General features: G+C 65.1%; 21 protein-coding genes. 4 read left to right on the forward strand and 17 right to left on the reverse strand.

Features of this window, described 5'->3' with window-relative positions:
- Position 1: 1 nt before the first annotated feature.
- Positions 2-766 carry an ABC transporter ATP-binding protein gene (locus tag FNA67_RS17050; RefSeq protein WP_147657154.1) on the reverse strand — a complete coding sequence of 255 codons (765 nt, stop codon included), beginning with the start codon at positions 764-766 and terminating at the stop codon, positions 2-4.
- A 168-nt stretch (positions 767-934) separates the two neighbouring features.
- Here FNA67_RS17050 and FNA67_RS17055 point away from each other — a divergent pair, with 168 nt between their 5' ends.
- Positions 935-1,942, forward strand: a complete 1,008-nt coding sequence (locus tag FNA67_RS17055) for an ABC transporter substrate-binding protein (RefSeq protein ID WP_049706283.1) — start codon at positions 935-937, stop codon at positions 1,940-1,942.
- 395 nt (positions 1,943-2,337) lie between these two features.
- On the opposite strand, the gene FNA67_RS17060 is transcribed toward FNA67_RS17055, so the two are convergent.
- The 9 genes from FNA67_RS17060 to FNA67_RS17100 form a co-directional block, all read right to left on the reverse strand.
- Entirely contained in the window at positions 2,338-2,670 is a 333-nt protein-coding gene (locus tag FNA67_RS17060; protein ID WP_147657156.1) for a cupin domain-containing protein, read from the reverse strand.
- A 2-nt stretch (positions 2,671-2,672) separates the two neighbouring features.
- Positions 2,673-3,644, reverse strand: a complete 972-nt coding sequence (locus FNA67_RS17065; RefSeq protein ID WP_147657158.1) for an amidohydrolase family protein — start codon at positions 3,642-3,644, stop codon at positions 2,673-2,675.
- Positions 3,644-5,197, reverse strand: coding sequence for an FAD-dependent monooxygenase (locus tag FNA67_RS17070; protein WP_147657160.1), 1,554 nt, complete (start codon positions 5,195-5,197; stop codon positions 3,644-3,646). The genes FNA67_RS17065 and FNA67_RS17070 overlap by 1 nt, the downstream gene beginning before the upstream one ends.
- 19 nt (positions 5,198-5,216) lie before the next feature.
- Positions 5,217-5,957 (reverse strand): SDR family NAD(P)-dependent oxidoreductase, encoded by a 741-nt coding sequence (locus FNA67_RS17075; RefSeq protein WP_147657162.1) that lies wholly within the window; start codon positions 5,955-5,957, stop codon positions 5,217-5,219.
- On the reverse strand, positions 5,954-6,862 hold the full coding sequence (locus FNA67_RS17080; protein WP_147657164.1) for a fumarylacetoacetate hydrolase family protein: 909 nt from the start codon (positions 6,860-6,862) through the stop codon (positions 5,954-5,956). Before FNA67_RS17080 ends, FNA67_RS17075 begins: the two co-directional genes overlap by 4 nt.
- A 7-nt stretch (positions 6,863-6,869) precedes the next feature.
- Positions 6,870-7,268, reverse strand: coding sequence for a RidA family protein (locus FNA67_RS17085; RefSeq protein WP_035034526.1), 399 nt, complete (start codon positions 7,266-7,268; stop codon positions 6,870-6,872).
- A gap of 11 nt (positions 7,269-7,279) precedes the next feature.
- On the reverse strand, positions 7,280-8,341 hold the full coding sequence (locus FNA67_RS17090; protein ID WP_147657166.1) for an Ldh family oxidoreductase: 1,062 nt from the start codon (positions 8,339-8,341) through the stop codon (positions 7,280-7,282).
- Positions 8,341-8,757, reverse strand: a complete 417-nt coding sequence (locus FNA67_RS17095; protein WP_244616376.1) for a cupin domain-containing protein — start codon at positions 8,755-8,757, stop codon at positions 8,341-8,343. Before FNA67_RS17095 ends, FNA67_RS17090 begins: the two co-directional genes overlap by 1 nt.
- Positions 8,758-8,985: 228 nt before the next feature.
- On the reverse strand, positions 8,986-9,720 hold the full coding sequence (locus FNA67_RS17100) for a GntR family transcriptional regulator (protein ID WP_049706290.1): 735 nt from the start codon (positions 9,718-9,720) through the stop codon (positions 8,986-8,988).
- Between the two features lie 181 nt (positions 9,721-9,901).
- Here FNA67_RS17100 and FNA67_RS17105 point away from each other — a divergent pair, with 181 nt between their 5' ends.
- Entirely contained in the window at positions 9,902-11,452 is a 1,551-nt protein-coding gene (locus tag FNA67_RS17105; RefSeq protein WP_147657170.1) for an alpha/beta hydrolase, read from the forward strand.
- Here FNA67_RS17105 and FNA67_RS17110 read toward each other — a convergent pair whose 3' ends face one another.
- From FNA67_RS17110 to FNA67_RS17140, 7 genes are all read right to left on the reverse strand, one after another.
- Positions 11,453-12,457, reverse strand: a complete 1,005-nt coding sequence (locus FNA67_RS17110) for an ABC transporter ATP-binding protein (protein ID WP_371874387.1) — start codon at positions 12,455-12,457, stop codon at positions 11,453-11,455.
- Positions 12,439-13,404: an ABC transporter ATP-binding protein gene (locus FNA67_RS17115; protein ID WP_049706293.1), complete on the reverse strand. Its 966-nt coding sequence runs from the start codon at positions 13,402-13,404 to the stop codon at positions 12,439-12,441. The genes FNA67_RS17110 and FNA67_RS17115 overlap by 19 nt, the downstream gene beginning before the upstream one ends.
- Positions 13,394-14,434 carry an ABC transporter permease gene (locus tag FNA67_RS17120; protein ID WP_244616377.1) on the reverse strand — a complete coding sequence of 347 codons (1,041 nt, stop codon included), beginning with the start codon at positions 14,432-14,434 and terminating at the stop codon, positions 13,394-13,396. The genes FNA67_RS17115 and FNA67_RS17120 overlap by 11 nt, the downstream gene beginning before the upstream one ends.
- Before the next feature lie 9 nt (positions 14,435-14,443).
- Positions 14,444-15,427, reverse strand: coding sequence for an ABC transporter permease (locus tag FNA67_RS17125; RefSeq protein WP_049706294.1), 984 nt, complete (start codon positions 15,425-15,427; stop codon positions 14,444-14,446).
- A 47-nt stretch (positions 15,428-15,474) separates the two neighbouring features.
- Complete coding sequence (locus tag FNA67_RS17130) at positions 15,475-17,145, reverse strand: ABC transporter substrate-binding protein (RefSeq protein WP_147657172.1); 1,671 nt, start codon at positions 17,143-17,145, stop codon at positions 15,475-15,477.
- A gap of 80 nt (positions 17,146-17,225) precedes the next feature.
- Positions 17,226-18,260, reverse strand: coding sequence for a LacI family DNA-binding transcriptional regulator (locus tag FNA67_RS17135; protein ID WP_147657174.1), 1,035 nt, complete (start codon positions 18,258-18,260; stop codon positions 17,226-17,228).
- 72 nt (positions 18,261-18,332) lie between these two features.
- Complete coding sequence (locus tag FNA67_RS17140) at positions 18,333-19,862, reverse strand: O-antigen translocase (RefSeq protein ID WP_147657176.1); 1,530 nt, start codon at positions 19,860-19,862, stop codon at positions 18,333-18,335.
- Positions 19,863-20,067: 205 nt separating this feature from the next.
- Here FNA67_RS17140 and FNA67_RS17145 point away from each other — a divergent pair, with 205 nt between their 5' ends.
- Entirely contained in the window at positions 20,068-21,216 is a 1,149-nt protein-coding gene (locus FNA67_RS17145) for an efflux RND transporter periplasmic adaptor subunit (RefSeq protein WP_147657178.1), read from the forward strand.
- Positions 21,217-21,220: 4 nt separating this feature from the next.
- A complete protein-coding gene (locus FNA67_RS17150) occupies positions 21,221-24,352 on the forward strand; it encodes an efflux RND transporter permease subunit (RefSeq protein WP_147657180.1) in 3,132 nt (1,043 codons plus the stop codon).
- The last annotated feature ends 48 nt before the right edge of the window (positions 24,353-24,400 follow it).

Here is a 24,400-nt window from a genome sequence, read left to right on the forward strand (position 1 = left end):
GTCAGTGCGCTCCCAGAAGCCCGAGCGCTTCGCTGGCGCGGCGTTCGGCTTCCGTGAATTCGGGGGTGAAGCGGGTGGCCTGGCTGCGCGGTCCGGGCAGCGCCACGTTGAATTCGAGATGGACCCGCGCCGGCCGGCGGGAGAACACCACGACCTTGTCGGAAAGATAGATCGCCTCGGAAATCGAGTGGGTGACGAAGAGCACCGAGGCTTTGGTCTCGTCCTTCACCTTGAGCAGGAGGTCGTTCATCTCGAGGCGGGTGAATTCGTCGAGCGCCCCGAACGGCTCGTCCATGAGCAGGAGCCTGGGCTTGTGGATCAGGGCGCGGCAGAGCGAGACGCGCTGCTGCATGCCGCCCGACAGTTCATGCGGGCGCGAATTGGCGAATGAGGAGAGCCCGGTGAGCGCCAGCAGCTCGTCGGCGCGCTTGGCAGCGGCGGCATCCTTGCGCTTGAGGATTTCCATGGGGAAGAGCACGTTTTCGCGCACCGTCCGCCAGGGCATCAGGCTCGGCTGCTGGAAGACGAACCCGTAGTCGGAATAGGGCCCGGTCACTTCCTGGCCCGCCACCGTGACCGAACCGGAGGTCTTTGAGATCAGTCCGGAGACGATTTTGAGCAAGGTCGTCTTGCCGCACCCGCTCGGCCCGAGCAGGGCCACGAACTCGCCTTCCCCGAAGGAAAGGTTGGCTTCGTCCAGAGCGACGACTTCGCGGCCGCCGCCGCTGAAGACCTTCCGGACGTTTGAAATTTCAACAAAGGCCATCATACCCCTTTCGATCTGAACCGCGGCAAACTGCCCGCGAAAGGGGCGAACTCGTGTGCCAGATCAGCTTGCATGTCTCCTGAAATATCTTATGATGTTCTTATGGTCAACAAGACCTCAGAGACCTTTCCACCCGGCTCGCACCCGTGAGGAAAAAGGGAGAAACACATGCTGCGCAAATTCGTAGGGGTGCTTGCGGCACTCTCCGGCCTGGCGGCCACGCCGGTCCTCGCCGACAACACCAAAGTTACTTTCATGCTCGACTTCATCAGCCTGGGTCGCCACGCGCCCTGGTATGTCGCGCTGGACAAGGGTTATTTCGCCGAGGAAGGCCTGGATGTCGAAATCCTGCCGTCCAAGGGCACTGCTGACGCCATTCGCGGCGTGGTGACGGGTCTGGCCCCGATCGGTCTCATCGACGTGCCGAGCCTGGTCGCTTCGGGCGCCGCCGGCGGCGACGTCAAGATCGTGGCCGGCGCCTATGTCGAGGCACCTTACTGCGTCTACTCGCTCAATCCCGGCGCCAATGTGACGCAGCCCTCCCAGCTCGAAGGGCTCAAGTTCGGCTCGTCCTCGGCCTCGTTCCTGCCCCAGATCTGGCGCGCCATCATGAACATGAACGGCCTTGACGCCTCCAAGCTCGAGATCGTCAACGTCGACGCTTCGGCCCGCGTGCCCATGCTCGCCGCCGGCCAGATCGAAGGCGTCGACCAGTTCCTGATGTCCGGCCCCGCCATCAAGCGCGCCGCTCCCGACAAGGAGCCGGTGTGCCTCTTCGCCCCTGACCTCGGCCTCGACATCTACTCGAACTCGATCGGCGTGAACAAAACCTTCCTCGAGTCCAACCCCGACGCCGTCAAGGGCTTCGTCCGCGCCGCCATGAAGGGCTGGCAGTACACGATGGCCCACCGCGACGAGGCTCGCGACATCATGGTCAAGGCCGTGCCCTCGCTCGACCCCGGCATCGTCCGCGAGGAAATCGACCTCCTCGAAAAGATCGCCATCAACGACGACGTCAAGGCCAACGGCTTCGGCCACATCCTCCCCGAGAAGATGGCCGCCACGTTCGATTTCATGAACAACAACGTCGAGATCTACGGCGACAAGCTCAAGGCCGAAGACACCTACGTCCCGGGCTTCCTCCCCGAACCGGGCATCCTGCCGGAAGCCAACTAAGCGCTTCCAGCCGTCACATGAACGCCGCCCTTCGGGGCGGCGTTTTTGTTTGGGGGGCAGCGTCTTTGGCACCCCCCTCCCTGCCTCCCCCGCAAGGGGGGAGGTGTTTCGATCCAGTGGCTGGTGAACAAAGCATTCCCCAACCCCGATGAGCACCTCCCCCCTTGCGGGGGAGGTTGGGAGGGGGCGGAGACACAAACCAGGTTAAGCCGGCAGGTCTCCCTCCCCCCTGTGGGGAGGGAACAAGGGTGGGGGTAACCCCATGCCCGATGTTTGCTGCTTCCCCCACCCTCAATCCCTCCCCACAAGGGGGAGGGAAGCCGACCGGCGCTCCCCCAAAACAAAAATGCCGCCCCCTTTCGGGGACGGCACATCTCCTCCGCGGCGTTCCCGCCTCAGGCGGGTTTCACCACGCTCTTGAACTCGACCAGGATGTTGGCGTAGCGCGCCGTCCCGACATTCTCCAGTTCGTGCGGCATGCCCGGCTCGCGCCAGAGCGCTTCGCCCGGCTTTTCCGCCGTCGGCTTCACGCGCCCGTCGGCGAACCGCATGACGTTGTCGCCATCTGTCAGCGGTACGACGAGGTAGGGCAGGTCGTGCTGGTGCCAGGCCTGGATCTCGCCCGGCTGCAGCTCCAGCTTCCACACGCGGATTGTCTCGTTCTCGAAGACGACTTCGTCACCGATCGTACCGAGCCTGGTGCCTTCCGGCATTCCCGTTTCGGACATGCTCACTCCTTGGAATTGAGGCGCGCCTTGAGCGCTGCCGGGTTGGTCTGGAAATAGTTCTGTCGGCGCTCCGGCGCGTAGTCGGCAAGCTGGGTATGCGGCTCGACCAGCCCCATGGGGAAGGGCCAGTCCGAGCCGAACACCACGTGCCCGCCCCCGAACGTCGCCTCGGCATGGATAGCCGCGGCTTCGCTGTGACAGATGCAATCGACATAGATGCCGGGGATGACCTTGGACGGCGCCGCCCTGGAGACATCCACCCCCGGCCGCGCCGTGTCGAATCCGCGCTCGAACCGCCCCGCCACCATCGGCAGCAGGCCCCCGCCATGGGCGAAGCACGGCACGATGTTGGGATGGCGCTCGAGGACGCCGGCAAAGATCAGGTGACCGAGCGCCACCGCGCTTTCATAGGGATTGCCCAGGAGGTTGGTGAGGTAGAACGACTTGAGCCGCCCGTCCCCGCATTCCCCCGGATGGAAGAAGACGAAGGCCCCCGCCGCGTCGAGCGCGGCCCAGAGCGGCTCGAACTCGGCCATGCCCAGCGTGCGCTCGTCCCCCGTGCCGGCCGGCATGGCAAAGAGCGTGTGCCCCTCGCTCGTGCAATCGCGGGCAATGGCGGCGGCCACGTCGGGAGCCTCGGTCGGCAGATGGATGAGCACGCTCATCTTACCCGGATAGCGCTCGGCGATCTCGAGCAGGCCCTCGTTCACATAGTCGGCCCACGCCCGTGCCTCAGCGCCCCGCAGGTGCTGGCGATAGAGCGGAGGCGGCGCCGAGATGAAGGCATGCTCCACCCGGTTGTCATCCATCCATTTGGCGAACGCCTCGGGCTTGAAGATCGGCTTCATGCCCACCTTGTGCCCGTCGATAATCATGGCCTCGCCATCCCAGCTCACGCCCTCGATGGCCGCGAGCCGGTCTTCCACCACGGGGATCAGATGCGCATGAACGTCCAGCAGAATACCTTCGGTCATCACTTCCGCCCGATAATGGTCTTGTAGAGGCCTTCGATGTCGGCGCTGGCCATGGGCAGGATCGCCGCCACATGGTCGTCCGGGCGCAGCAGCACCACGACGTCTTCGCCCAGGCCCAGCTTGTCGCGGACCTTGTTGCCGATATCGAGCAGCGCACGGTCGCGCAGCCCCGAATCCAGCGGCGCGTCCCAGCGCGAAACCACGTAGCTCCGGAGCCCCGGCAGCGTGTCGGCCGGAATATCGGGGCGACGGCGCACGTCGGTGAAATAGAGCGCCGCAAAGCTGTCGTCGCACAGGTCGTGGAGATATTTCCGCCCGCCCTGCCCGTCGAACACCGGTATGTCGGCGATGCGGTCGCCGACGCGCAGCGCCGTGCGCTCGGTCTTGACGATCGACCAGTCCCCGGCGCCCTCGGCATCGACCTTCACGCCCAGCAGCGAGCGGGTCATGGCGTTGGCCCAGTCGGTGCCCGACATGGCCTTGGCCTCGCCGGTCTCTCCGCCCATGAGCTTGCGCGCCGCTTCCGCCATTTCGCCCGAGCCGTGCGCGGCCAGCGGCTGCTGCTCGCGCTCGTAGCCGTTGAGCAGGCTGTCATCGGCCCAGCCGCGCAGCACCCATGCCAGGCGCCACGGCAGGTTGATGGCGTCGAGCACGCCGGTATTGAGTCCCAGCGCCCACATCGGGGTGATGAGGTGTGCGGCATCGCCCATCAGGAACACGCGGTCGTTGCGCCACTTGGAAGCGATGCGGTGATGGACGCGATAGATGACGGTATTGAGCACTTCGAGCGAGGTCACGTCGCCCACGAAGTGGCGCACCTTGGCCTCCAGCTCCTCGCGCGTGGCCTCCTCGGCCCCCGGCGCCAGCGGGAACAGGAACCGCCAGCAATGCGGCTGGCGCACCAGGATCATCCACTCGGCCGGATCGGCGAAATAGGCCAGGTACGGGTAGTCGCGCGGATTGGCCTTGTCGAGGTCGACCTTGATGTCGACCAGCATGTAGCGCACGTCGAGCGACACGCCCTCGACCTCGATCCCGAGCTGCGTGCGCACCGTCGAGCGGCCGCCGTCGCAGGCGAGAAGATAAGAGCCCTCGACTTCCTCGATGCCCTCGGGCGTCTCGAAGCGGGCGACGACGCCATCTTCGTTCTGGGTGAAGTCGATCAGCTTGTGCTTTAGGTTGACCCAGCCTTCCGGCAGGTCTTCCAGCCCCTCGGCCAGGATCGGCTCCAGGTGGTGCTGGGGAATGTTGAGGACGAACGGAAACCGCGTCTCGTCAAAGAGGTTCTCGGTCATGACCGAAGCGCGACGCTTGTTGGTGGCGCGCTCGATCTCGCCGATCTCGTCCAGGCGCAGGGCCTTGGAGAGCACTGCCTTGTCCACGCCATAGCGGCGGAAGGCTTCCACCGTGCGCGTCAGGATCGTACCGGCCTTGGTGTCGGACGAGAAGGCATTGTCTTCCTCGAACGAGCGGAATTCGATGCCGTAGAATTTGAGCGCCAGCGCGGTCATCAGACCCACCGGACCCGCCCCGACAACCAGAACTGGCTTCATGGCTTTCCTCTAGAGAGTTTTATTCTTCATCACGGGTGTAGGCCATGTCGCGGCTCAGGACTGACGCGCTCATCGTCGCGGCGTCCGAGAGCAGGAACATCAGCGGCCCCACCACGTCCTCGGGAGAACCGACGCCAAGCGTGTTCTTCCAGCTGTCGCCTTCCGCGCCCGGATTGGCGTTGCGGTATTGCGGGGTGTCGATGACGCCCGGCCAGATCACGTTGACCTTGACCCGGTGCTCGGCCACTTCCTTGCCGGCGCTCTTGAGGAAGGCGATCAGCCCCGCCTTGGTCGCCGCATAGGCCGAGGCCTTGGCCCAGCCCTGATGGGCGAGACCGGAAGAGAACGCCACGATCGACCCGCGCCGCCGCTTGATCATGCCGCCGATGGCCGCCTGGTAGCACCAGACCACGCCATTGAGGTTGACCGCGATGACCTTCTCCCATTCGGAAGGGTCCATTTCGTGGATCTGCGTGCGCGGCTGGATGGCTGCGCCGCAGACGAGCCCATCGATCGAGCCGAACTCGGCTTCGATGCCGGCAAACGTCGCCGAAACTGCCGCGCGGTCCGAAACGTCGAGCTTGCGGGTGGCAATGGCGGGCGCTTCTGCCCGAAGGCTCGCCATCGCGTCTTCATTCATGTCGCAGACCACGACCTGCGCGCCGGCCCTGGAGGCCGTCAGCGCCAGCGCGCGTCCGATGCCGTTGGCCCCGCCGGTAATGACGATCACATCGCCAGTGGCATCGAACGTTGCTTTCATTTGGTCTCGCTCATCGAAGGAATGTCGGTCGTGCCGTGGAGATCGGCCTCGACCACGCGGTTGCGCAACTGCCCCAGGCCCGTGGCCGAAACCACCATCTCGTCGCCCGGCTTCAAAAAGATCGCCGGCTCGCGCGCATTGCCGATGCCCGAAGGCGTGCCGGTGATGATGACATCGCCGGGCTCCAGCGTCATCCCGAACGACAGTTCGGCCACGAGCTCGGCAATCGGGAACGCCATCTGCTTGAGCTTGGCGCTCTGCATGGTCTCCCCGTTAAGCGTCAGCTCCAGCGTGATCTCGGGCACGTCCAGTTCGTCGCCGGTGACGAGGAATGGCCCGAGCGGCATCGTCTTGTCGATGCTCTTGCCCTTGAGCCACTGCCCGCCATGGCGACGCTGCAGGTCGCGCTGCGACACGTCGTTGGCCAGCGTGTAGCCAAACACATAGTCCAGCGCCTCGGCCTTGGAGACCGAACGGCAGCGTTTGCCGATGACGATGGCGACTTCCGCCTCGTAGTCCCACTTGGCCGAGATATGCGGGTCCAGCCCGATCTCGTCGCAGGGGCCGATCACCGTGTTCGGGCCCTTGGTGAAGAACGTCGGAGCCTTGGGCTTGTCGACGTCCTGCCCCTCGCGCTTGCCGCGGCTTTCCTCGAAATGGTCCCAATAGTTCCAGCCGGTGCACAGGATATCGCGGCCGAAGCGCTGGATCGGCGCCATCAGCTTGGCGTCGGCCAGGGGGATGGTATCGAGCGGCGCGGCTTCGACCAGCCGCTCGATTTCGGCCTTGCCCCGCCCGATGAGGGTGACCATGTCACCCTCCTGGGCCGGCAGCAGCCGGATCAGTTCGCCTTCGATCACGCCGACACGCGGCGCACCCGAGTCATTGACGGTAGCAAGACGCATTTTCTATTTAGCCGTTCGGAAGGACAGCGATGGCGCTGATTTCGATGAGGTATTCGTGGCTGACCATCTTGGCGACCTCGACCATGGTCGAAGCCGGCACCGGAGCCTTGAAGTACTCGGCGCGCACCTTGTGGATGATCGGGAAGTGCTCGATGTTGCGCACATAGACGTCCACGCGCACGATGTCCTCGAGCCCGCCGCCGGCAGCCTCTGCGGCCGCCTTGAGGTTCTCGCAGACCTGACGGGTCTGGGCTTCCACATCGCCGATGCCGGCAATGGTGCCATCGGCCTTGCGGGCCGTCATACCCGAGATGAAGACCAGCTTGCCCTTCGCCTCGATGGTGGTCGCCTGCGAGAAGTGACCATTCGGCTTCGCGAGCTTGTCGCTGGTGATCTGCTCTTTCATTTTTTCCTCTTTCAGAAATAACTCTGGACGTCGACGCCCAGGGATGCACCCGTTTCGACCAGGCTTTTCCAGGCGGCGGGTGAAACTTTGGCGCGACCATTGGCGCCAGTGCGGGCGGCATAGGCGAGCTCGCCCGGCGCGAACACGCGTTCGACACCCGGCGCGCGGCGCGAAGCCGAAACACGATCGAGTTCTGACTTGGCCCGGCCCTCGAACTGCCCCTCGGGCGCGAAGTGCCCCACGTCGATGGCGATGAAGAGGTTCGAGCAGCGATAGGGCGTGGCCATGTTGCCGTAAAGGCCGTTGACCTCGGCCCCGATATTGCCTCCCGAAAGCCCGCCGGTCAGCAGGTCGACCATGAAGGCGAGACCGAAGCCCTTGGGGCCGGCGGCCGGCAGCAGCATGCCGTCGATGGCCTTCTGCGGATCGGTGGTCGGCGCGCCGTCCTTGTCGGCAGCCCAGCCCTCGGGGATGGACTGCCCCGCAGCGGCGGCATTGCGGATCTTGCCCATGGCCACGGCGGAAAGCGCCATGTCCACTTCCGGCCGATATTCGCCGGCGCTCGGCACGGCGATGGCCAGGGGATTGTTCCCCGTCAGCGGCTGCGCGCCGCCGGTGGCCGGCATCAGCGGGCGCGTATTGGACATCACGATGCCAACGGCGCCTGCATCGGCCATCATGCGCGCATAGCGCCCGGCGGTGCCGAAATGAAAGGCATTCCGCACCGCGACGGTTGCCATGCCGAACTTCTTTGCGCGCTCAATGGCGATGGCCACGGCCTGGCGGGCCGTCAGCTGGCCCAGGACGTCGCCGGCATCGATCACGACCGCCGCGTCATTGTCCGAAACCACCTGCCCCTGCGAGCCCTTGGCCACCGAGCCGGCCTTGAGGCGCTCGACATACATCGGCACCAGCATCACGCCATGGGAGGCGACGCCCTCGATATCGGCGGCCACCAGGTCCTCGGCAACGATCGCAGCGGCATCGGCCTCGACGCCGCAGCCTTCGAAGATCGCGGCGACGGCCCTGGCCAGCGCCTCGGCCGAAACCGCCTCGTTGGGAGCGGCGGTCATCAGCGGGCATCCTCGTCATTGTCGTACCAATCCGGGCGCACCGGGTAGTGCGGGCCGTCATAGATCTCGACGACGACGGTATCTTCATGCGCAAGGGTCGGCCCGTGCACATTGCCCTTGGGGTTGCAGTAGAACGAGCCGGCTTTGAGCGTTACGCCGGTCTTGGTGTATTCGTAATGGCCCGAAAGGCAGAACATCATCTGGTTGGACGCATGCAGGTGCGGCGTCGGAATGCTGGCGCCCTTCTCGAACTTGATCAGCGCCACCGAAGCGCCGGTCGCCTCGTCGCGCCACAACATCTTCTCATGCACGCCCTTGAGCGACTTTGCCCGCCAGGGCATGTCGTTCGACTGGATCAGAATTTCCTCGAGGGAGGGCATGCCCGGGGGCGTCACTGGAAGTCCGTCGTTGGCCACGAGTCACCTAAATATCAACTTTCGCTTTAGATGATATTTCACGTGATGCGAAAAGCCAAGGGCTAAGTGGCGCCGGTGTGGAAACCCGCGTCACGAATGCGTCGCGCCTGGCGCAAGCAAGCCTCGCGCCAATGCCCGCCGCCGCGCAGGCTAGCCCATACTTGCTTCAAATTTTATCGATTGGAGGTCACCGACATTCAGTCAAAGCTTTGAAAGATAAGCGAAAAACTACTCCGCCGGGAACCGGCCGGGTGTCGGCGTCGACCTTTGCAGTTTTTCGAGCCTGTCGCGCAGCGCCCGGATATGGGCGAGCATATAGGCCCCCGCCTCTTCCTCCTTGCCCGCCACCACCGCGTCCGCGATATAGGCATGCTGCCTGTTGGTCGCCGCCACGTCGATGGTTTGCCAGAGGTTGAGATACCAGAACCGCGTCGAGCGCTCGTGCAGCATGCGCGAGAAGTCGCCCATCATCGGGTTGCCCGACAGGGCGGCGATCTCGCGATGGAACCAGCGGTCATTGCTGGTGAAGGCCGCGATGTCGGGCGGCTCGACATTGGCGTCGGTCGCCGTGGCGATCGCCTTGAGCCTGCTCAGTTCGTCCTCGTCGATCTCCCCGGCCGCGACGCGCCGCGCTGCCGAACGCGCCAGTTCGGGTTCCACCGTCAGGCGCGAATCCAGGATCTTGAGGATTTCTGCCAGGCTGTCCGGCTGCACGATGATGCCCTTGCGCGGCAACACCTCGACCAGCCCCTCCAGATGCAGGCGCTGCAGCGCCTGATGCACGGGCGTGCGCCCGAGATCGAGCTGCGCGCAGATCGCCGCCTCGTTGAGATATTGCCCGGGAAGGAAGTGCAGCGTGATCACCTTCTCCTTGATCCGCTCGTAGGCCTGTTCGACCAGTGATTGCTTCTCCCCCGCCGGTGCTCCGGTCTTGGTCTTCTTGGTCTTGGAAGTCTCCGCCATTACGGCTCCTGTCCCGGGTGGGCTGCTCTCGACAAAGCACATATGGCTACTGAAATATCTGAATTCCACGCCCGTTACCAGCATAACGGCTTCCCGCCCGCTTAGCCCCGGTTTCAACAGCGTTATTCCTAGTTCGCATTTCCCATGCCTATACTCGGCCGCGTCATCAGGGAGTCCAGCCATGACCAGCGCCCCCGCCGAGCCTGCTCCGCCTCCGCGTTACATGCTCTGGACCCTGGGAGCCGGCCTCGCCTTCGCCCTGGCGGGCCTCGTCGTCACCCCGCTCGTCGGCCTGCAGGTCAGCGACATCTTCGGGGTCAACGAAGGCGAGATAACCTGGGCGACGCTCTTTGCCGGCGTCTTCCTGACCGGTTGCCTGGTCTGGTGGCGCCTGATGTCGCGCCCGCAGATGTTCACGGCCTGGCGCGGCGCCGTCGCCGGCACCTATGTCGCGGTCTTCTCCTACCCTGTCGTCATCGCCCTGTCGGAGATCTTCCAGCGCAACTGGGAGGAAGGCTCGGACCCCGGCACCTTCATCGACCGCATCCAGCACGTCCTGCTGATCTCCGGCCTCACCATCCTCACCACCGGCTTTGCCGCCATCATCGCGCTCTCGGTCGTGGGCGCCGCACTCGGCTGGGCCGAGGGCCGCCAGTTCCCCGATGCCGTCGAGCGGGCACGTCACGCCCCGCGCCATCGCCGCGGCTTCTTCCGCACGCTCCTGCGCGTCACCGGCACGGTCGCCGTGGTCCTGCTGATCGTTCTCGCCGGCACCTTTTCAATCTCCTCGATCTGGCCGCTCGATACCGCCCCTCTCACCTTCGATCCCGCCAGGAGCCATCCGGCGGCAAGCTACGAGGAGGCGATCGCCGCCTTCGAGCAGGTCAAGGCGCGCGAAGCCCAGCTCGACCTCCACCCCCGCTGCCACTCGACGCTTCTCACCCACGGCCAGAAGGTCAAGCGCGTCGTCATCTTCTACCACGGGCTCACCAACTGCCCGGCCCAGGCCGATGTCCTGGGCGCCCAGCTCTTCGACCTGGGCTACAACGTCCTCATCCCGCGCCTCCCCGGCCACGGCATGGCCGATCCGCTGACCCTCGCCCTTGCCGACATGACCGCCGAGCAGCTCGTCGAAACCACCATGGAATCGGTCGACATCGCCCAGGGACTGGGCGACGAGGTGGTCGTAACCGGGCTTTCGGCCGGCGGCGTCATGTCGGCCTGGGCCTCCCAGTATCGGGCCGATGCCGGCAACACCATTTCGGTTGCCCCCTTCTTCAGCCCGCATGTGATCCCGACCTGGGCCGCCCACTCGGCCGCGAGCCTCCTGCTCGCCCTGCCCAACATCATGGTGTGGTGGAACCCGCTCGAGCCCTTCCCTTCCCAGACCATGGATTACGCCTATCCGCGCTACGCCACCCACGCCCTCGGCCAGATCATGCGGCTCGGCCAGGCCATCGACGAGAGCGCCCAGAGCACTGCCCCCAAGGCCCAGGGCCTGGCCATGCTCATCAACGATGCGGACCTGGCCGTCAGCAACGCCTTCGCCAACCGGATCACCGAAGCGTGGCGCGCCAAGGGTCGCGAGGTCGAGGTCGAGAACCTGCCCGCCGACAGGCGCCTGCCCCACGACATCATCGACCCGCGCCAGGAAGAGCAGGATATCGCCTTCGTCTATCCCATCTTCATCGACATGATCAGCGGCACCGAGCCGCCTCCATCGAGCCCCTAGCTAGAGGTTGTGACACCGCACCACGTGCCCGGCCCCCAACTCGGTCGGCTCCGGCATGGCCTCGCGGCAGATCCCGGTCGCGCGCGGACACCGCGCCACGAACGGGCAGCCTCGGCTCTCCGGCGTCCACATCGGGATATCGGTCGCCCGCCGGCTGGCTCTCGGCACGATCTTGCGCTCCGGGTTCGGCACCGCTTCGATGAGCAGCTGCGTATAGGGATGGGCCGGCGTCGAGGTGATGACCTCGCTCGGCCCCTGCTCGACCAGGTGCCCGGCATAGAGCACCGCCGTCTCCTCGGCGAAATAGCGCGCCGTGGCGATGTCGTGGGTGATGTAGAGCGCGGCCAGGTTACGCTGGGTCTTGAGGTCCTCGAGCAGGTTGAGGATGCCCAGCCGCACCGAGACGTCGAGCATCGATGTCGGCTCGTCCGCCAGCAGCACTGCCGGCTCGACCGAGAGCGCCCGGGCGATGGCGACGCGCTGCCGCTGCCCGCCCGAAAGTTCGTGCGGACGCCGCACCGCGAAATCGGCGGGCGGCGTCAGGCCGACGCGGGCCAGCAGCGCCTCGATCTCCTCGCCGATCGCCTTGCCCCGCAGGTCCGGCCGGTGCAGCCGCAACGGGCGTTCGAGGTGATAGCCGATCGTCTGGGTCGGATTGAGCGAGCCGAACGGATCCTGGAAGATCATCTGCACGTCAGCGCGATAGGCATCGAGCGCACGCCCCTCGAAGCCATCGATGTCGTTGCCCTTGAAGGTCACCTGCCCTTTGGCCGGCTTGTAGACCCGGGCCAGGATACGCGCGCACGTGCTCTTGCCGGACCCCGATTCCCCCACCAGCGCCAGCGCCCTGCCGGCCCGCAGGCTGAACGAGACGCCCGAGAGCGCCCGCAGAACATGGCGGTTGACCAGCGCGCCGCCCAGCACGAACTCCATGTCGACATCGCGCATCTCGACCAGCACCTCACCGTCCGCCTGTGGAGCCATCGTCATTTCAGCAAGTGACATGCGGCCTCGCTCTCCCGCTCGGGATAGATCTTGAGTTCGGGCGGTACCAGCGAACAGACGGGCATTGCCTGCGCGCAACGCGGCGCGAACCGGCAACCCTGCGGCATGGCCCGCGGCGCCGGCGGCGTCCCCGCGATGCCCTCGAGCCGTTGGCGCGGTCCGGTGAGTGGCGGGAACGAATTCCCCAGCGCCCGGGTATAGGGATGCTGGGGCGAGTTGAGGATCGCGGCGCTGGGCGCCACCTCCACCAGTTCCCCGGCATACATGATGCCGATGCGGTCGCAGAACTCGATCATCAGGCCCAGGTCATGGGTGATGAACAGCACCGAGAAGCCCAGCCGCGACTTGAGCTCGACGATCTGCTCGATGATGTCGCGCTGCACGACCACGTCGAGCGCCGTCGTCGGCTCGTCCATGATGATGAGACGCGGGTTGAGGCAGAGCGCGATCGCAATGCAGATGCGCTGCCGCATCCCGCCCGAGAACTGGTGCGGATAATCATCGAGCCGTCGCGGCGGAATGCCGACGAGTTCGAACATTTCCACCGCCCGCGCCCGCACCTCTTCGGCACTGGCCTTGGGGTTGTGCGTCCAGATCGTATCGCAGATCTGCTCGGAGACCGGGATCACCGGGTTGAGCGCGTTCATGGCGCTCTGGAAGACGAAGCTGACTTCGCGCCAGCGATACTTGCGCAGACGCTCCTTTTCGAACCCGAGCACCTCCTCGCCCTTGAAGCGGATCGAGCCGCCCGTCACCAGCCCCGGCAGGCGCGTCAGCCGCGCCAGCGCGAAGGCCACCGTGCTCTTGCCGCACCCGCTCTCGCCCGCCAGCCCGAAGGCCTCGCCCTCGCGGATCTCGAAGTCTATGCCGTTGACGGCCCGGGCAACGGAATCCTCCCCGACATAGTCGACCGTGAGGTTGCGCACTTCCATCAGGTTAGAAGACATCCACGGACCTCCCCCGGCGCTTGAGGAACCTGCGGATGCGCCCGCCCAGGCGCGCTGCGCGCAGCTGCGGACTGGTAATCTCGTCGACCGCGAAGTTGACCAGCACCAGCGCAGCGCCCGTAATCATGATGGCGAAGGCCGGCGGCCACACCTCCCACCAGGCGCCCGTCTGCAGCGCCTGGGCGCGCTGGGCCCAATAGAGCATCGTCCCCCAGGTGACCGAACTGGGCGAGCCCAGCCCGATGAACTCGAGCCCGGCTTCGGCAAGGATCGCATAGATGGTCGCCAGCACGAACCCGCCCACCACGAACGAGGACATGTTGGGCAGGATCTCGCGCAGCACGATGCGCCACTTGCGTTCGCCCATCAGTTCGGCCGCCAGCACGAACTCCCGGTTCTTGATGGCCAGGGTCTGGGTGCGGATGGTGCGCGCACTCCAGCCCCAGCCCGTAAAGGCAAGCACAAGCCCGATCACGGTCGGGCTCGCCTCCTCTACGAACGAGGCGAAGACGATGATGAGCGGCAGGGCTGGAAGCACGAGGGACACGTTGACGAAGAAGGTGAGAATCTCGTCCGTCCGCCCGCTGAAATAGCCGGCCGAAATGCCGATTGCGACGCCGATCAGCGTGGCGCTGAGCCCGGCCACGAACCCCACCGTCAGGCTCGTCCGTCCCCCTTCGAGCAGCTGGCTGAAGATGTCCTTGCCCTGTCGCGAGGTGCCAAGGAAGTGCTCAACGCCCGGCTGCACATGCGGCTTGCCGGCACGGCGATAGGGATCGTAGGGCGAAAGCACCGGCGCCAGAGCCGCCGCCAGCACGAAGACGGCGAGGATGAGGAGCCCGGCCACCCCCTTCTTGTTGGTGAAGAACGTCTGCCAGGCCGTCGGCAGGCGTCCCAGCAGACGCGATCGGGGCCTCACCCCGAGTTCGGCCATCAGCTCGTCCGGCGAAGGCGCCGGCGCGGCGCCGGGCCGCGGAACGCGTTGGCCGGTTGCGGAAGTGGCTGGGGAGTCGTGCGTGATCTCGGTCATGGGCGCTCCCTAGTGCCGGCTCCCGGCCCTCAGGCGCGGGTCGAAGATGACGTTGAGGATGTCGGAGGCCAGGTTGGCGATCAGGACGCTGGCCGTAAGCAGGATGAGTTGCGCCTGGATGAAGCTGTAGTCGCGCGTCTGGATGGCATTGAGCGTGAACTTGCCCAGCCCCGGATAGTTGAAGACGATCTCGGCGATGAAGGCGCCGCCAAAGATGTAGCCGATCGAGAGCGCCAGAGAGGTGATCTGCGGCAGGATGGCGTTGCGGGCCGCATAGCGATAGCGGATGCGCCGGTCCGAAAGCCCCTTGGCCTTGGCCAGCACCACGAAGTCCTCGTTGACCAGGTTGATCATGGTGTTGCGCATGCCCAGGTGCCAGGCCCCGAAGCTGACCAGCACGATGGAAGTCACCGGCAGCACCGCATGCCAGGCGATGCTGGTGGCCGATGGCAGGTCCCAGCCCGGCGTCAGGCCGATGTCATGGGCGCGCCCCAGCGGGAAGATCGTCCATTCCATGGTGAACCCGTACCAGAGCAGCAGCGCTACCACGGCGGGGGTGAAGGCGTTCATCATCACGTTGATCGGGGTGAAGAAGCTGTCGAAGAACCCGCCACGGTTCCAGGCGGCATAAATCCCCATGCTGATCCCGATCACGAAGGAAAGGGTTGTGGCCACCCCGACCAGGAACAGCGTCCAGCCCGCCGCATAGAAGAGCAGGCTCGCGGTCGGCTCGGGGAAATTGACCGTCGAGACGCCGAAATCGAAATGCGCCAGCTTCCAGAGGTAGCCCAGGTACTGGTCGAGCAGCGACCCTTCCAGCCCGTAGGCCTTCTTGAGCGCCTCCATCTGGTCGGGTCGCAGCTTCCCGCGCAGGGCCAGGAAAATTCGCGTCGTCGGGTCGCCCGGCATCAGCCGGGGAATGAAGAAGTTGAGGGTGATGGCCACGAAGAACGCCGCCAGATAGAACCCCAACCGCCGTAACAGAAAGCGCATCGCCGTCTCCAGGGATGGGGCGGACGCGAACGCCCGCCCCGGGGAGGTTACTTCTGGACCGGTTCCAGGCTGAGCAGCACCTTGACCCGCTCATGGATGCCCGCCGGGTTGTTCGGCCGCGCCCAGGCATTGTCCTTGTCCGGCCAGCCGGTGAAGTTGCGCGTAGAATACTCGTACCAGGCCGGGTTCGAGAACAGCGTGATCACCGGCAGGTTCTCGGCCACCTGCTTCATCACATCGGTGATCTTGGCCTTCTGCACGGCTTCGTCCGCGGTGGCGCTCACGTCGGCCAGGTCCGCCTCGATGCCCGGAATGCGCATCTGGTGCATCGCCTGCTCGTTGAGCTGGCCCGGCACCATCGAGCGCGGATTGAACATCGAGTAATAGGTGAACCAGGGCGTCGAGGAGAGGTTGGTCCACATGATGTAGACGTCGAAATTGCCCGTCGGGATATTGTCGAACCAGGCGCCTTCCTCGGGCGTCTCCATCTGCGCGTTGATGCCCACGTCCTGCAGATTTTCCGAGATCGTCTGGAGCGTATTCACCCAGTCGTCCCAGCCGGCGGGAACGGCCATCTTGAAGTCGATCGGCGTCCCGTCTGGATTGTCGCGCCAGCCATCGCCGTCCTTGTCGAGGAACCCGGCATCGTCGAGGATCTTCTTGGCCCCGTCCGGGTTGTATTCCATCAGGTACTTGTAGGGCTCGAGCACCTTCTCATCGATCCAGTTGGCATAGAACATGCCCTCCCCGATGGGATATTGCGCCGGGGTCGTTAGCCCGAAGGTCGCGATCTCGACCAGCGTATCGCGGTCGATGGCCATGCTCATGGCCTTGCGGAAATCGAGATTGTTGAACGGCGCCTTGGTGGTGTTGAGCTGCAGGTTCGTGCCGGCATCGGGCGGCAGCCAATAGTGGTTGTCCGGACTCTTGGAGGTGTAGGTGATGTCGGGATCGGTGATGCCGTCCGTCGCCCAGTCGAGGTCGCCATTGGTGATCGCGGCGATCACCTGCAGGTTGTCCGAGAGCTGCGGATACTCGATGCAGTCGATCTTGACCTTGTCGGCGTCGCGATAGAGCGGATTGCGGCAGAGCTTGAACGAATTGCGCGAAAAATCGCGCACTTCGGTGAAGGGCCCGGTCGCCACCACCTTGGGGTTGGCATAGTTCATCGGATCGGCGACATCCTTCCAGATGTGCTCGGGCAGCGGGAAGACCGGGCCGATGTTGAGATGCGCCAGCGAATCCGGCCGCTGCAATTCGAACCGGACGGTGTTGTCGTCCACCTTCACCACATCGGTGATGATCCCGGAATTCTTGTCGGCATCGTAGATATCGAAGCCGACCGGAAAGTCGCGGTGCGCCTTGGCGTAGTTGTAGGTGAAGACCACGTCATCGGCCGAGAACGGCTCGCCGTCCGACCACTTCTCGCCTTCGCGCAGATGGTAGGTCACGCTCTTGAGGTCCGGGGCCACCTCGAACGAGGTTGCCAGGCCCGGAAAGTCGTTCTCCGGGTGCCAGACATTGTAGATCCAGAGCGGTTCATAGGCGAAGTCCTGGACATAGGCATGCGGACCGGCCAGGTTGTAAGGATTGTAGTTCTCGATCATCGCGTCCGTGTGGACGGGCGCCAGGCGTATGATCACCTCGGCCTGCGCACTCGAAACCATGACGCAACCCGACATCAGGCTCGCCACCAGCAACAGCTTTGTCGCTCTCATCTTTCACTCCCAGTGTGAGATCGATCCCATCAAATGCATGCAATCGCGCGGTCACGATTCCCTTCCTTCCCGCGCCGAAACTACCCCGCGAACTCCTTTCTGCCCGGCGGCGAAACAAGCGCCCCGACGCTGTCGCGCCGGATGAGCGGCGCCTCGATGGTGATTTCCGCCTGCTCGGGCACCTGCCCGGCAAGGATCTTGATCAACAGTTGCGCTGCCACCCGACCGGCCTCGTCCACGGGCTGGCGCACAGTCGTCAGGCTTGGCGTGAGATGGCGGGCATGGAAATTGTCATCGAACCCCATGAGCGAAATGTCCTCGGGGACACGCTTGCCGGCGCTCTTGAGCGCCAGCAGCGCCCCCGCTGCCACGTCGTCGTCGCCCGCGAAGATGGCGGTCACCGGAAAGCCGGAGGCCAGGAGGCGTTCCGTGCCCGCTACCCCGAACCGCTCCTCGAAATCGCCATGCTCGACATAGATGTCGTCGATCGTCAGGCCCTTCTCTTGCAGGGCCGCCCTGATCCCGCGCAGGCGGTCGCGCGTATCGCGATACATCAGGCCACCGGAGAGATAGGCAATGTGCCGGTGCCCCTGGGCCAGAAGCAGCCGCATCGCCTCGAGCGCCCCGGTGAAATTATCGATCCGTACCGCGGCCCGCGCCACCGGATATTCGTCCCCGCCAATAGTGACGACCGGGGTGCGCGATGTGCGAATGATGTCGGCCACATCCTCGCGGATCGGGTTTTCGAGATAGAGCAGTAGCCCGTCGCAGGACCGGTCGATCAATTCGATGATCGCCCGCGATTCCTCGGCTTGGTCTGCGTATCCGGAAGCGATGAGCACGCTCTTGCCTGCTGCCCGCGCCGCCTTTTGCATGCCGCCGACCATCTGGGCGTAAAAGGGGCTCGCCACGTCCACCACGACGCCCCCGATCATGTTCGACCGGTTCGAGCGCAGGCCGCGCGCCATGGTATTGGGCCGATACCCCAGTTCGGCGATCGCGGCTTCGATCAGCTTGCGCTTGGCCTCCGAGACATAGCCATTGTCCGCGATGACCCGTGAAACGGTCGACCGCGATACGCCGGCACGCCTGGAGACATCGTTGATCGTAACCATCCGCCCGCTTCCCTGTGGGATCGATCTCAGGCATGAGAATGCAGATGTGCGCCCCTGTCAACAGGCTTCCGTTCAGCGCTTCTCGAGTCGGGCTATGAGGGGCCGGAGGGGCTTGGGAACAACCTCGGGCGCCAAGAGCAGCACTTCGCGCAGCGAGTAGAGGCCGGTGGCTCCGGCCAGGATCACGCCCAGGGCGGTCGCCGGCCAGAAGTCGAGGAGGAAGCTTCCGCCGAGCGCCAGGGCCGTGGCAGCCAGGTAGACCAGCGTCAGCAGGCCGTTTCCATGGCTCCAGCGGAACCCGCTCAGCGACCTGGCCACGAGGTAGATGATGCCCGTGTGCCAGACATAAAGGCCTACAAAGGCAAGGCCGGCTCCATCGACCCCGATCCACGGTACCAGCACTGCCGCCAGCCCCACCTGCACAGCGGCGGCGGCGAGTTCGGTCCAGAAGAAGGGACGCTCAGCGCCCTTGGCAAGCACGATGAAACCCATCGGCCAGGCCACGACGCGCAACATCATCCCGAGGCAGATCCAGCGCAGCAAGGCCTGCGCTTCCACGAACGCGGACGAATAGAAGATCAATAGGACGAGGGGCGCCAGCGAGATGGTCGCGATGACCCCCGGCCCCGCCAGCAGCAGGCTGACCCGCGCCTGCTCGTTGACCAGCCGGTTGACCTCGGCGTTGTTGCTCGCCACCTCCGTGACGCGCGGATAGAAATCCGTTCCCATCGCCTGAAGCACGAACCCGGCATAAAGCGCGGCGATCCCCCAGGCGGACTGGTAGAGTCCGGCGGCGTGAACCCCGTCTGCATGCAGCACGATGATGCGGATCAGGTAGGCCGAACCTGTCGTCAGCAAGGCACTGGTCATGAAGACGAAGCCGAGGCGGAAGAGCGGCCGCGCCTGGTCGCGAATGGCTTCTCGTCGCGGTACCGGGGCGATGCTGACCCGGCGCGAGAACAGCACGGCGGTCACGAAGGTCGCGGCAAGTCCCAGCATCAGGCCCGGCGCGATGCCCTTCTCGCCGAGCCAGGCGATGAAAGCGACCGTCGCGATTGCGCCGGTGAGCGTCGAGGCGATATTGGCCAGCGCCAGGTCGCGCGTCCGCCGCAACCCTTGCAGGATCGTGATCTGCGCCGTCCCTACGACCCGGAACAGCACCCCGATGCCGAGGACAGCTATCGCCATGGCTTGAAGATCCGTCCCGAAGGTGAGCCAGGAGACTGGCACGCTCAAGGCGATCAAGACGAGAGCGCCCGTTACGGCAAGCGCCGCCGAGAGCCATTTGACCGCGACCACGGTCATGCCAATTCGCCGACTGTCTCCCGACCCATTGGCCTCCGATATCTGGCGCACCCCGCTGGAGGCCACGCCCATCGAGGCGACCGATCCGCCCAGGTCGATAATGAGATTGTAGATGCCCATCAACCCGACGCCTGCCGGACCAAGCAGCAGCGCCACCACTTTCATGCGCACGATGGAGATGAGCGTCACCGCCAGGTAGGACGCCCCGATCACCGCCGTCGAGCGCAGGATCTGGCCGTAGCTCTTGCTTTCCTGCTTGCGATGGGGCGGCGCTTCGGCCGCGACGCTGTCGGTCATGTCGTACCTGGATTGGGCGTGAGCCCAAGCGTCCCACCCCCTGCCGCGCGCGGCCATAGACCGAACGTTCTAGCGCTCCGGTCCGACGTTTTTCGGCTCTCATCTCTAGCGCGCGGATTTCTATCGACAATTTCAGTTCCCCGTGTTGACCTATGGGGATTGGTGCCAGGTACGTGACGATCAACCTCGAGAGGAATCGATCCCGATGAGTGCGACCAACGAGGCTTCCTCTCCTCCGCCCGCCAAGCGCCGCTGGCCATGGATCGTCCTGATCCTCGTCATCCTGGCATTGGCCCTGGCTCTCTATTTCCGCCTCAAGGACAGGGCCCAGCCGGTAGCCCCTGCCCAGACCGAGCGGATGCTCGAGCTCAACAAGGTCGAGATCACAACGCTCGTTCCGCAACTGCTCGAGCAGACCGTCAAGGTCACCGGCACACTCGCGCCCGAACGGCGCGCCGACATCACCCCGCAGGTTTCCGGTAAGCTCCAGACCGTCAATGTGCGCACCGGTGATGCCGTACTTGCCGGCCAGGTGATCGCCCAGATCGACATCCGCGACCTGCGCCTGACGCTCAACCAGCAGGTCGCCAATTCGGAGGCGACCAAGGCGCAGCTTAGCCTGGCCCGCTCCCAGCTCGAGAACACCCAGGCACTCTTTGAGCGCGGCACGGCATCCAAGGCCAGCCTCGATTCGGCCCAGGCGAACGTGGACGCCCTCTCGGCCCAGGTGGATGCCCTGCAGGCGCAGGTCGACACCGCCCAGCGCGCCATCCAGAACGCCAGCATAACCGCTCCGTTTGCCGGCGTGATCGCCAGCCGCTCGGCCGAGCCCGGTCAGTCGGTGACGCCGGGCTCACCCCTCGTCACCCTGGTCGATCTGTCGGTCATGGAGGTGCAGGCCACCGCCCCGCTCAGCGACAGCGCCAGCCTTAAGGAAGGCCAGCGGGCCACCCTCACCGTCGAAGGCATTGCCGACAAGTCCTTCTCGGCCAGCGTCGATCGCATTAGCCCGGTCGCCATCGAGAACACGCGCTCGATCCCGGTCTTCCTCACGCTCGAAAACCCCGACGGCATATTCCGCGGGGGCATGTTCACCACCGGATCCGTCGTGGTCGATGAAGCCCAGGATGCCCTGGCGGTACCCTCCTCCGCCCTGCGCGAGGACAAGCAGGGCGAATATGTCCTCACCGTCGTCGACGCCAAGCTCGTGCGCCAGCCCATCGAGAAGGGGCGGCAATGGTCCACCGGCAATCTCGTCCAGATTCTGACGGGCCTCAATCCGGGCGACGTCGTCGTGACCGGTCGCCTGCCCGAACTCGAGCCGGGCACTGCAGTCACCATCGTGGGGAACTGACGCCATGTTCCTCACCCGCATCAGCGTCAATCATCCGGTATTCGCCGCCATGATCATGGTGGCGCTAGTCGTCTTCGGCATCTACTCCTACCAGCGCCTGCCGATCGAACAATTGCCTGATATCGACCTGCCGGTCGTGGCCGTTCTCACCACTTATGCGGGGGCATCGCCCGATGCGGTGGAGAACGACATCACCAAACCGATCGAGGACGCGGTCAACACCGTGAGCGGCATCGACACCATCCAGTCGCGCTCCTACCCGGGCCAATCGGTGGTCATCATCATCTTCAAGCTCGAGGTTTCCTCCTCGGTCGCCGCCCAGGACGTGCGCGACAAGATCGCCGCCATCGAAGCGGCACTGCCCGACAGCGCCGACAATCCCCAGGTCCTCCGGTTCGACCCGTCCGAGTTGCCTGTCCTCTCCATCGCCGTGAGTTCGGACACCCGCGCCGCGCGCGACCTGACCACGCTCACCGAAGACACGATCGTACGCCGCCTCTCGATCATCCCCGGGGTCGGGCGCGCCACTGTCGTCGGCGGCGTGCCGCGCCAGCTCAACATCCTCATCGATGCCGACAGGCTGCGCGCCTTCGACGTCGGCGTCGGCGAAATCCTCGCCGCGCTCCAGCAGGACAATCGCAATGTCCCGGCTGGCTCGATCACCGATCCGCTTCAGGTGCGCTCCATCCAGGTGGAAGGGACCATCGAGGAGGAGGACGATTTCCTCAAGATCATCGTCGCGCGACGTGGCGGCCAACCCGTACGGCTGGGCGATGTGGCGACCATCGAAGATGGACAGGCAGACACCTCGAGCCTCGCCCTGCTCGATGGCCAGCGCGCTCTTGCCGTCGATATCGTCAAGGTCCAGGGCGCCAATACGGTCGGGGTGGCGCGCGACATCCGCCAGGCGCTCGATGACCTCCAGAAGAACGAGTTGCCGCCCGACGTCACCATCCGTGTGGTGCGCGACAATGCCGTGGCGGTCGAGGAATCCTTCCACTCGGTGCAATCGACGATCCTCGAAGGTGCCATCCTCGCCGTCATCATCGTCTTCCTTTTCCTCAACTCCTGGCGCTCTACCGTCATTACCGGGCTTACCCTGCCCATTTCGATCATCGGCACGCTGACCGCCCTCTATTTCCTCGGCTTCACCCTCAACATGATGACGCTGATGGCGCTTTCGCTCTCGGTGGGCCTGCTCATCGACGATGCTATCGTCGTGCGCGAGAACATCACGCGGCACCTGCACATGGGCAAGACGCACCGGCAGGCGGCGCTCGACGGCACCAACGAAATCGGGCTGGCGGTTCTCGCCACCACCCTGTCGATCGTCGCCGTCTTCCTGCCGGTGGCCTTCATGGAGGGCATTCTCGGACGCTTCTTCCTCCAGTTCGGCGTCACCGTCTCGGTCGCGGTGCTGATCTCGCTCTTCGTCAGCTTCACGCTCGACCCCATGCTCTCCAGCGTCTGGTACGATCCAGCATCCCACCCCAACGCCAGGCGCGGCCCCGTCGGGCGCGCCGTCGAACGTTTCGATCGCGGCTTCATGTGGATAGCGGATCGCTACCGCAGCATCCTCAAATGGTGTCTGAGGCACCGCATCGTGACGCTGCTGGCCGCGGGCGCCATTTTCATCGCCTCGCTCTTCCTGGTGCCGCTGGTTGGCGTGGAGTTCGTACCGCCGGCCGACAACTCCGAGTTCCAGGTCGATATCGAAACCCCGGTGGGGTCCTCGATCGACTACACCGCCACCAAGGCCAACCAGGTCACCGCCGCATTGCGCGAGTTTCCCGAAGTCATCCGCACCTACACCACCGTCAATGCCGGCAACTCGACCGGGGACAATCGTGCCAGCATCCTGGTTTCCATGGTTCCGCCCGAACAACGCCATCGCACCCCGACCCAGATGACCGAGCCGGTGCGCCAGCGCCTGGCCTTCATCCCCGGCGTGCAGGCCGTGGTCGGCGCGGCGAGCGGCCTGGGCGGGGTCTCCAAGCCCATCCAGATCAACATCTACGGCGACGACCTGGCCGTTCTCGGCCGTCTTTCCGACACCGTCATGGCCCGCGTGAAGGACATACCGGGCCTGGCGGATGTCGAATCCAATCTCCAGGCCGCCCAGCCGGTCCTGGGGATCCGCGTCAATCGCGAGGCGGCCAGCGACCTAGGCGTTACCCTCCAGCAGATCAGTCAGACCCTGCGCCCGCTGCTATCGGGCGAGAAGGTCAGCGACTGGACATCCCCGGACGGCAGGTCTTTCGACGTCGTGGTGCGCCTGCCCGAGGGCGCGCGCGACAGTGTCGAGGCCCTCGCGGGCCTCCCCATCATGCAGACTGGCGCAACCAGCAGCACTGCCCTCGTGCGCCTCGACCAGGTCGCGGAAATCGTCCAGTCCGTCGGCCCCAGCGAGATTCTGCGCGAGGATTTGTCCCGCCAGGCCAGCGTTACCGCCAACATATCTGACCGCCCGCTGGGCGAAGTCAGCAGCGACGTCGCCAAGGCCATCGCCGGTATCCAGGTGCCCACGGGCTACCGCATCTCGATGGGCGGCGACGTGCAGCAACTGGGCGACACTGCAGCGGCCGCCGGCTCGGCGCTGCTGCTCGCGGTCATCTTCATCTACCTGGTCCTTGCGTCCCAGTTCGGCAGCTTCATCCAGCCGCTCGCCATCATGATGTCGCTGCCTCTCGCCATCATCGGCGTGCTGATCGGCCTGCTCGTCGGCGGCACCACCCTCAACATGTTCTCAGCCATCGGCTTCATCATGCTGATGGGCCTGGTGGTCAAGAACGCCATCCTGCTGGTGGACAACGCCAACCAGCATCACGCCGCCGGCATGCCGCTCGTGGAGTCCCTCATCGAGGCCGGCAGCACCCGCTTCCGCCCCATCATCATGACCACGCTCGCCATGATCTTCGGCATGATGCCGCTGGCGCTCGGTCTCCACGCCGGCAGTTCGCAGACCGCTGCCATGGCCCATGCCGTCATCGGCGGCCTCATCAGCTCGACCCTGCTCACGCTTGTGGTCGTGCCGGTGATCCTCACCTATCTCGATCGGCTGGGGCAGCTCTTCCTGCGGATCGTGCCCAAGGCGCCCGACGACCAGAAGGCGGCGGCGGACGCAGCGCTCAACTAGTGGCTGCGACCAAAAACCTGCGCCGGGCAGTCTTCCGCTTCGCCTCAC

Origin of the sequence: Youhaiella tibetensis (genome assembly GCF_008000755.1) — a bacterium.
GTDB lineage: Bacteria > Pseudomonadota > Alphaproteobacteria > Rhizobiales > Devosiaceae > Paradevosia > Paradevosia tibetensis.

Bases quoted from the DNA above. Each gene is read 5' to 3' on its own strand.
- FNA67_RS17050 (WP_147657154.1), bottom strand. From the start codon at position 766: ATGGCCTTTGTTGAAATTTCAAACGTCCGGAAGGTCTTCAGCGGCGGC.
- FNA67_RS17055 (WP_049706283.1), top strand. From the start codon at position 935: ATGCTGCGCAAATTCGTAGGGGTGCTTGCGGCACTCTCCGGCCTGGCG.
- FNA67_RS17060 (WP_147657156.1), bottom strand. From the start codon at position 2,670: ATGTCCGAAACGGGAATGCCGGAAGGCACCAGGCTCGGTACGATCGGT.
- FNA67_RS17065 (WP_147657158.1), bottom strand. From the start codon at position 3,644: ATGACCGAAGGTATTCTGCTGGACGTTCATGCGCATCTGATCCCCGTG.
- FNA67_RS17070 (WP_147657160.1), bottom strand. From the start codon at position 5,197: ATGAAGCCAGTTCTGGTTGTCGGGGCGGGTCCGGTGGGTCTGATGACC.
- FNA67_RS17075 (WP_147657162.1), bottom strand. From the start codon at position 5,957: ATGAAAGCAACGTTCGATGCCACTGGCGATGTGATCGTCATTACCGGC.
- FNA67_RS17080 (WP_147657164.1), bottom strand. From the start codon at position 6,862: ATGCGTCTTGCTACCGTCAATGACTCGGGTGCGCCGCGTGTCGGCGTG.
- FNA67_RS17085 (WP_035034526.1), bottom strand. From the start codon at position 7,268: ATGAAAGAGCAGATCACCAGCGACAAGCTCGCGAAGCCGAATGGTCAC.
- FNA67_RS17090 (WP_147657166.1), bottom strand. From the start codon at position 8,341: ATGACCGCCGCTCCCAACGAGGCGGTTTCGGCCGAGGCGCTGGCCAGG.
- FNA67_RS17100 (WP_049706290.1), bottom strand. From the start codon at position 9,720: ATGGCGGAGACTTCCAAGACCAAGAAGACCAAGACCGGAGCACCGGCG.
- FNA67_RS17105 (WP_147657170.1), top strand. From the start codon at position 9,902: ATGACCAGCGCCCCCGCCGAGCCTGCTCCGCCTCCGCGTTACATGCTC.
- FNA67_RS17110 (WP_371874387.1), bottom strand. From the start codon at position 12,457: ATGTCACTTGCTGAAATGACGATGGCTCCACAGGCGGACGGTGAGGTG.
- FNA67_RS17115 (WP_049706293.1), bottom strand. From the start codon at position 13,404: ATGTCTTCTAACCTGATGGAAGTGCGCAACCTCACGGTCGACTATGTC.
- FNA67_RS17120 (WP_244616377.1), bottom strand. From the start codon at position 14,434: ATGACCGAGATCACGCACGACTCCCCAGCCACTTCCGCAACCGGCCAA.
- FNA67_RS17125 (WP_049706294.1), bottom strand. From the start codon at position 15,427: ATGCGCTTTCTGTTACGGCGGTTGGGGTTCTATCTGGCGGCGTTCTTC.
- FNA67_RS17130 (WP_147657172.1), bottom strand. From the start codon at position 17,145: ATGAGAGCGACAAAGCTGTTGCTGGTGGCGAGCCTGATGTCGGGTTGC.
- FNA67_RS17135 (WP_147657174.1), bottom strand. From the start codon at position 18,260: ATGGTTACGATCAACGATGTCTCCAGGCGTGCCGGCGTATCGCGGTCG.
- FNA67_RS17140 (WP_147657176.1), bottom strand. From the start codon at position 19,862: ATGACCGACAGCGTCGCGGCCGAAGCGCCGCCCCATCGCAAGCAGGAA.
- FNA67_RS17145 (WP_147657178.1), top strand. From the start codon at position 20,068: ATGAGTGCGACCAACGAGGCTTCCTCTCCTCCGCCCGCCAAGCGCCGC.
- FNA67_RS17150 (WP_147657180.1), top strand. From the start codon at position 21,221: ATGTTCCTCACCCGCATCAGCGTCAATCATCCGGTATTCGCCGCCATG.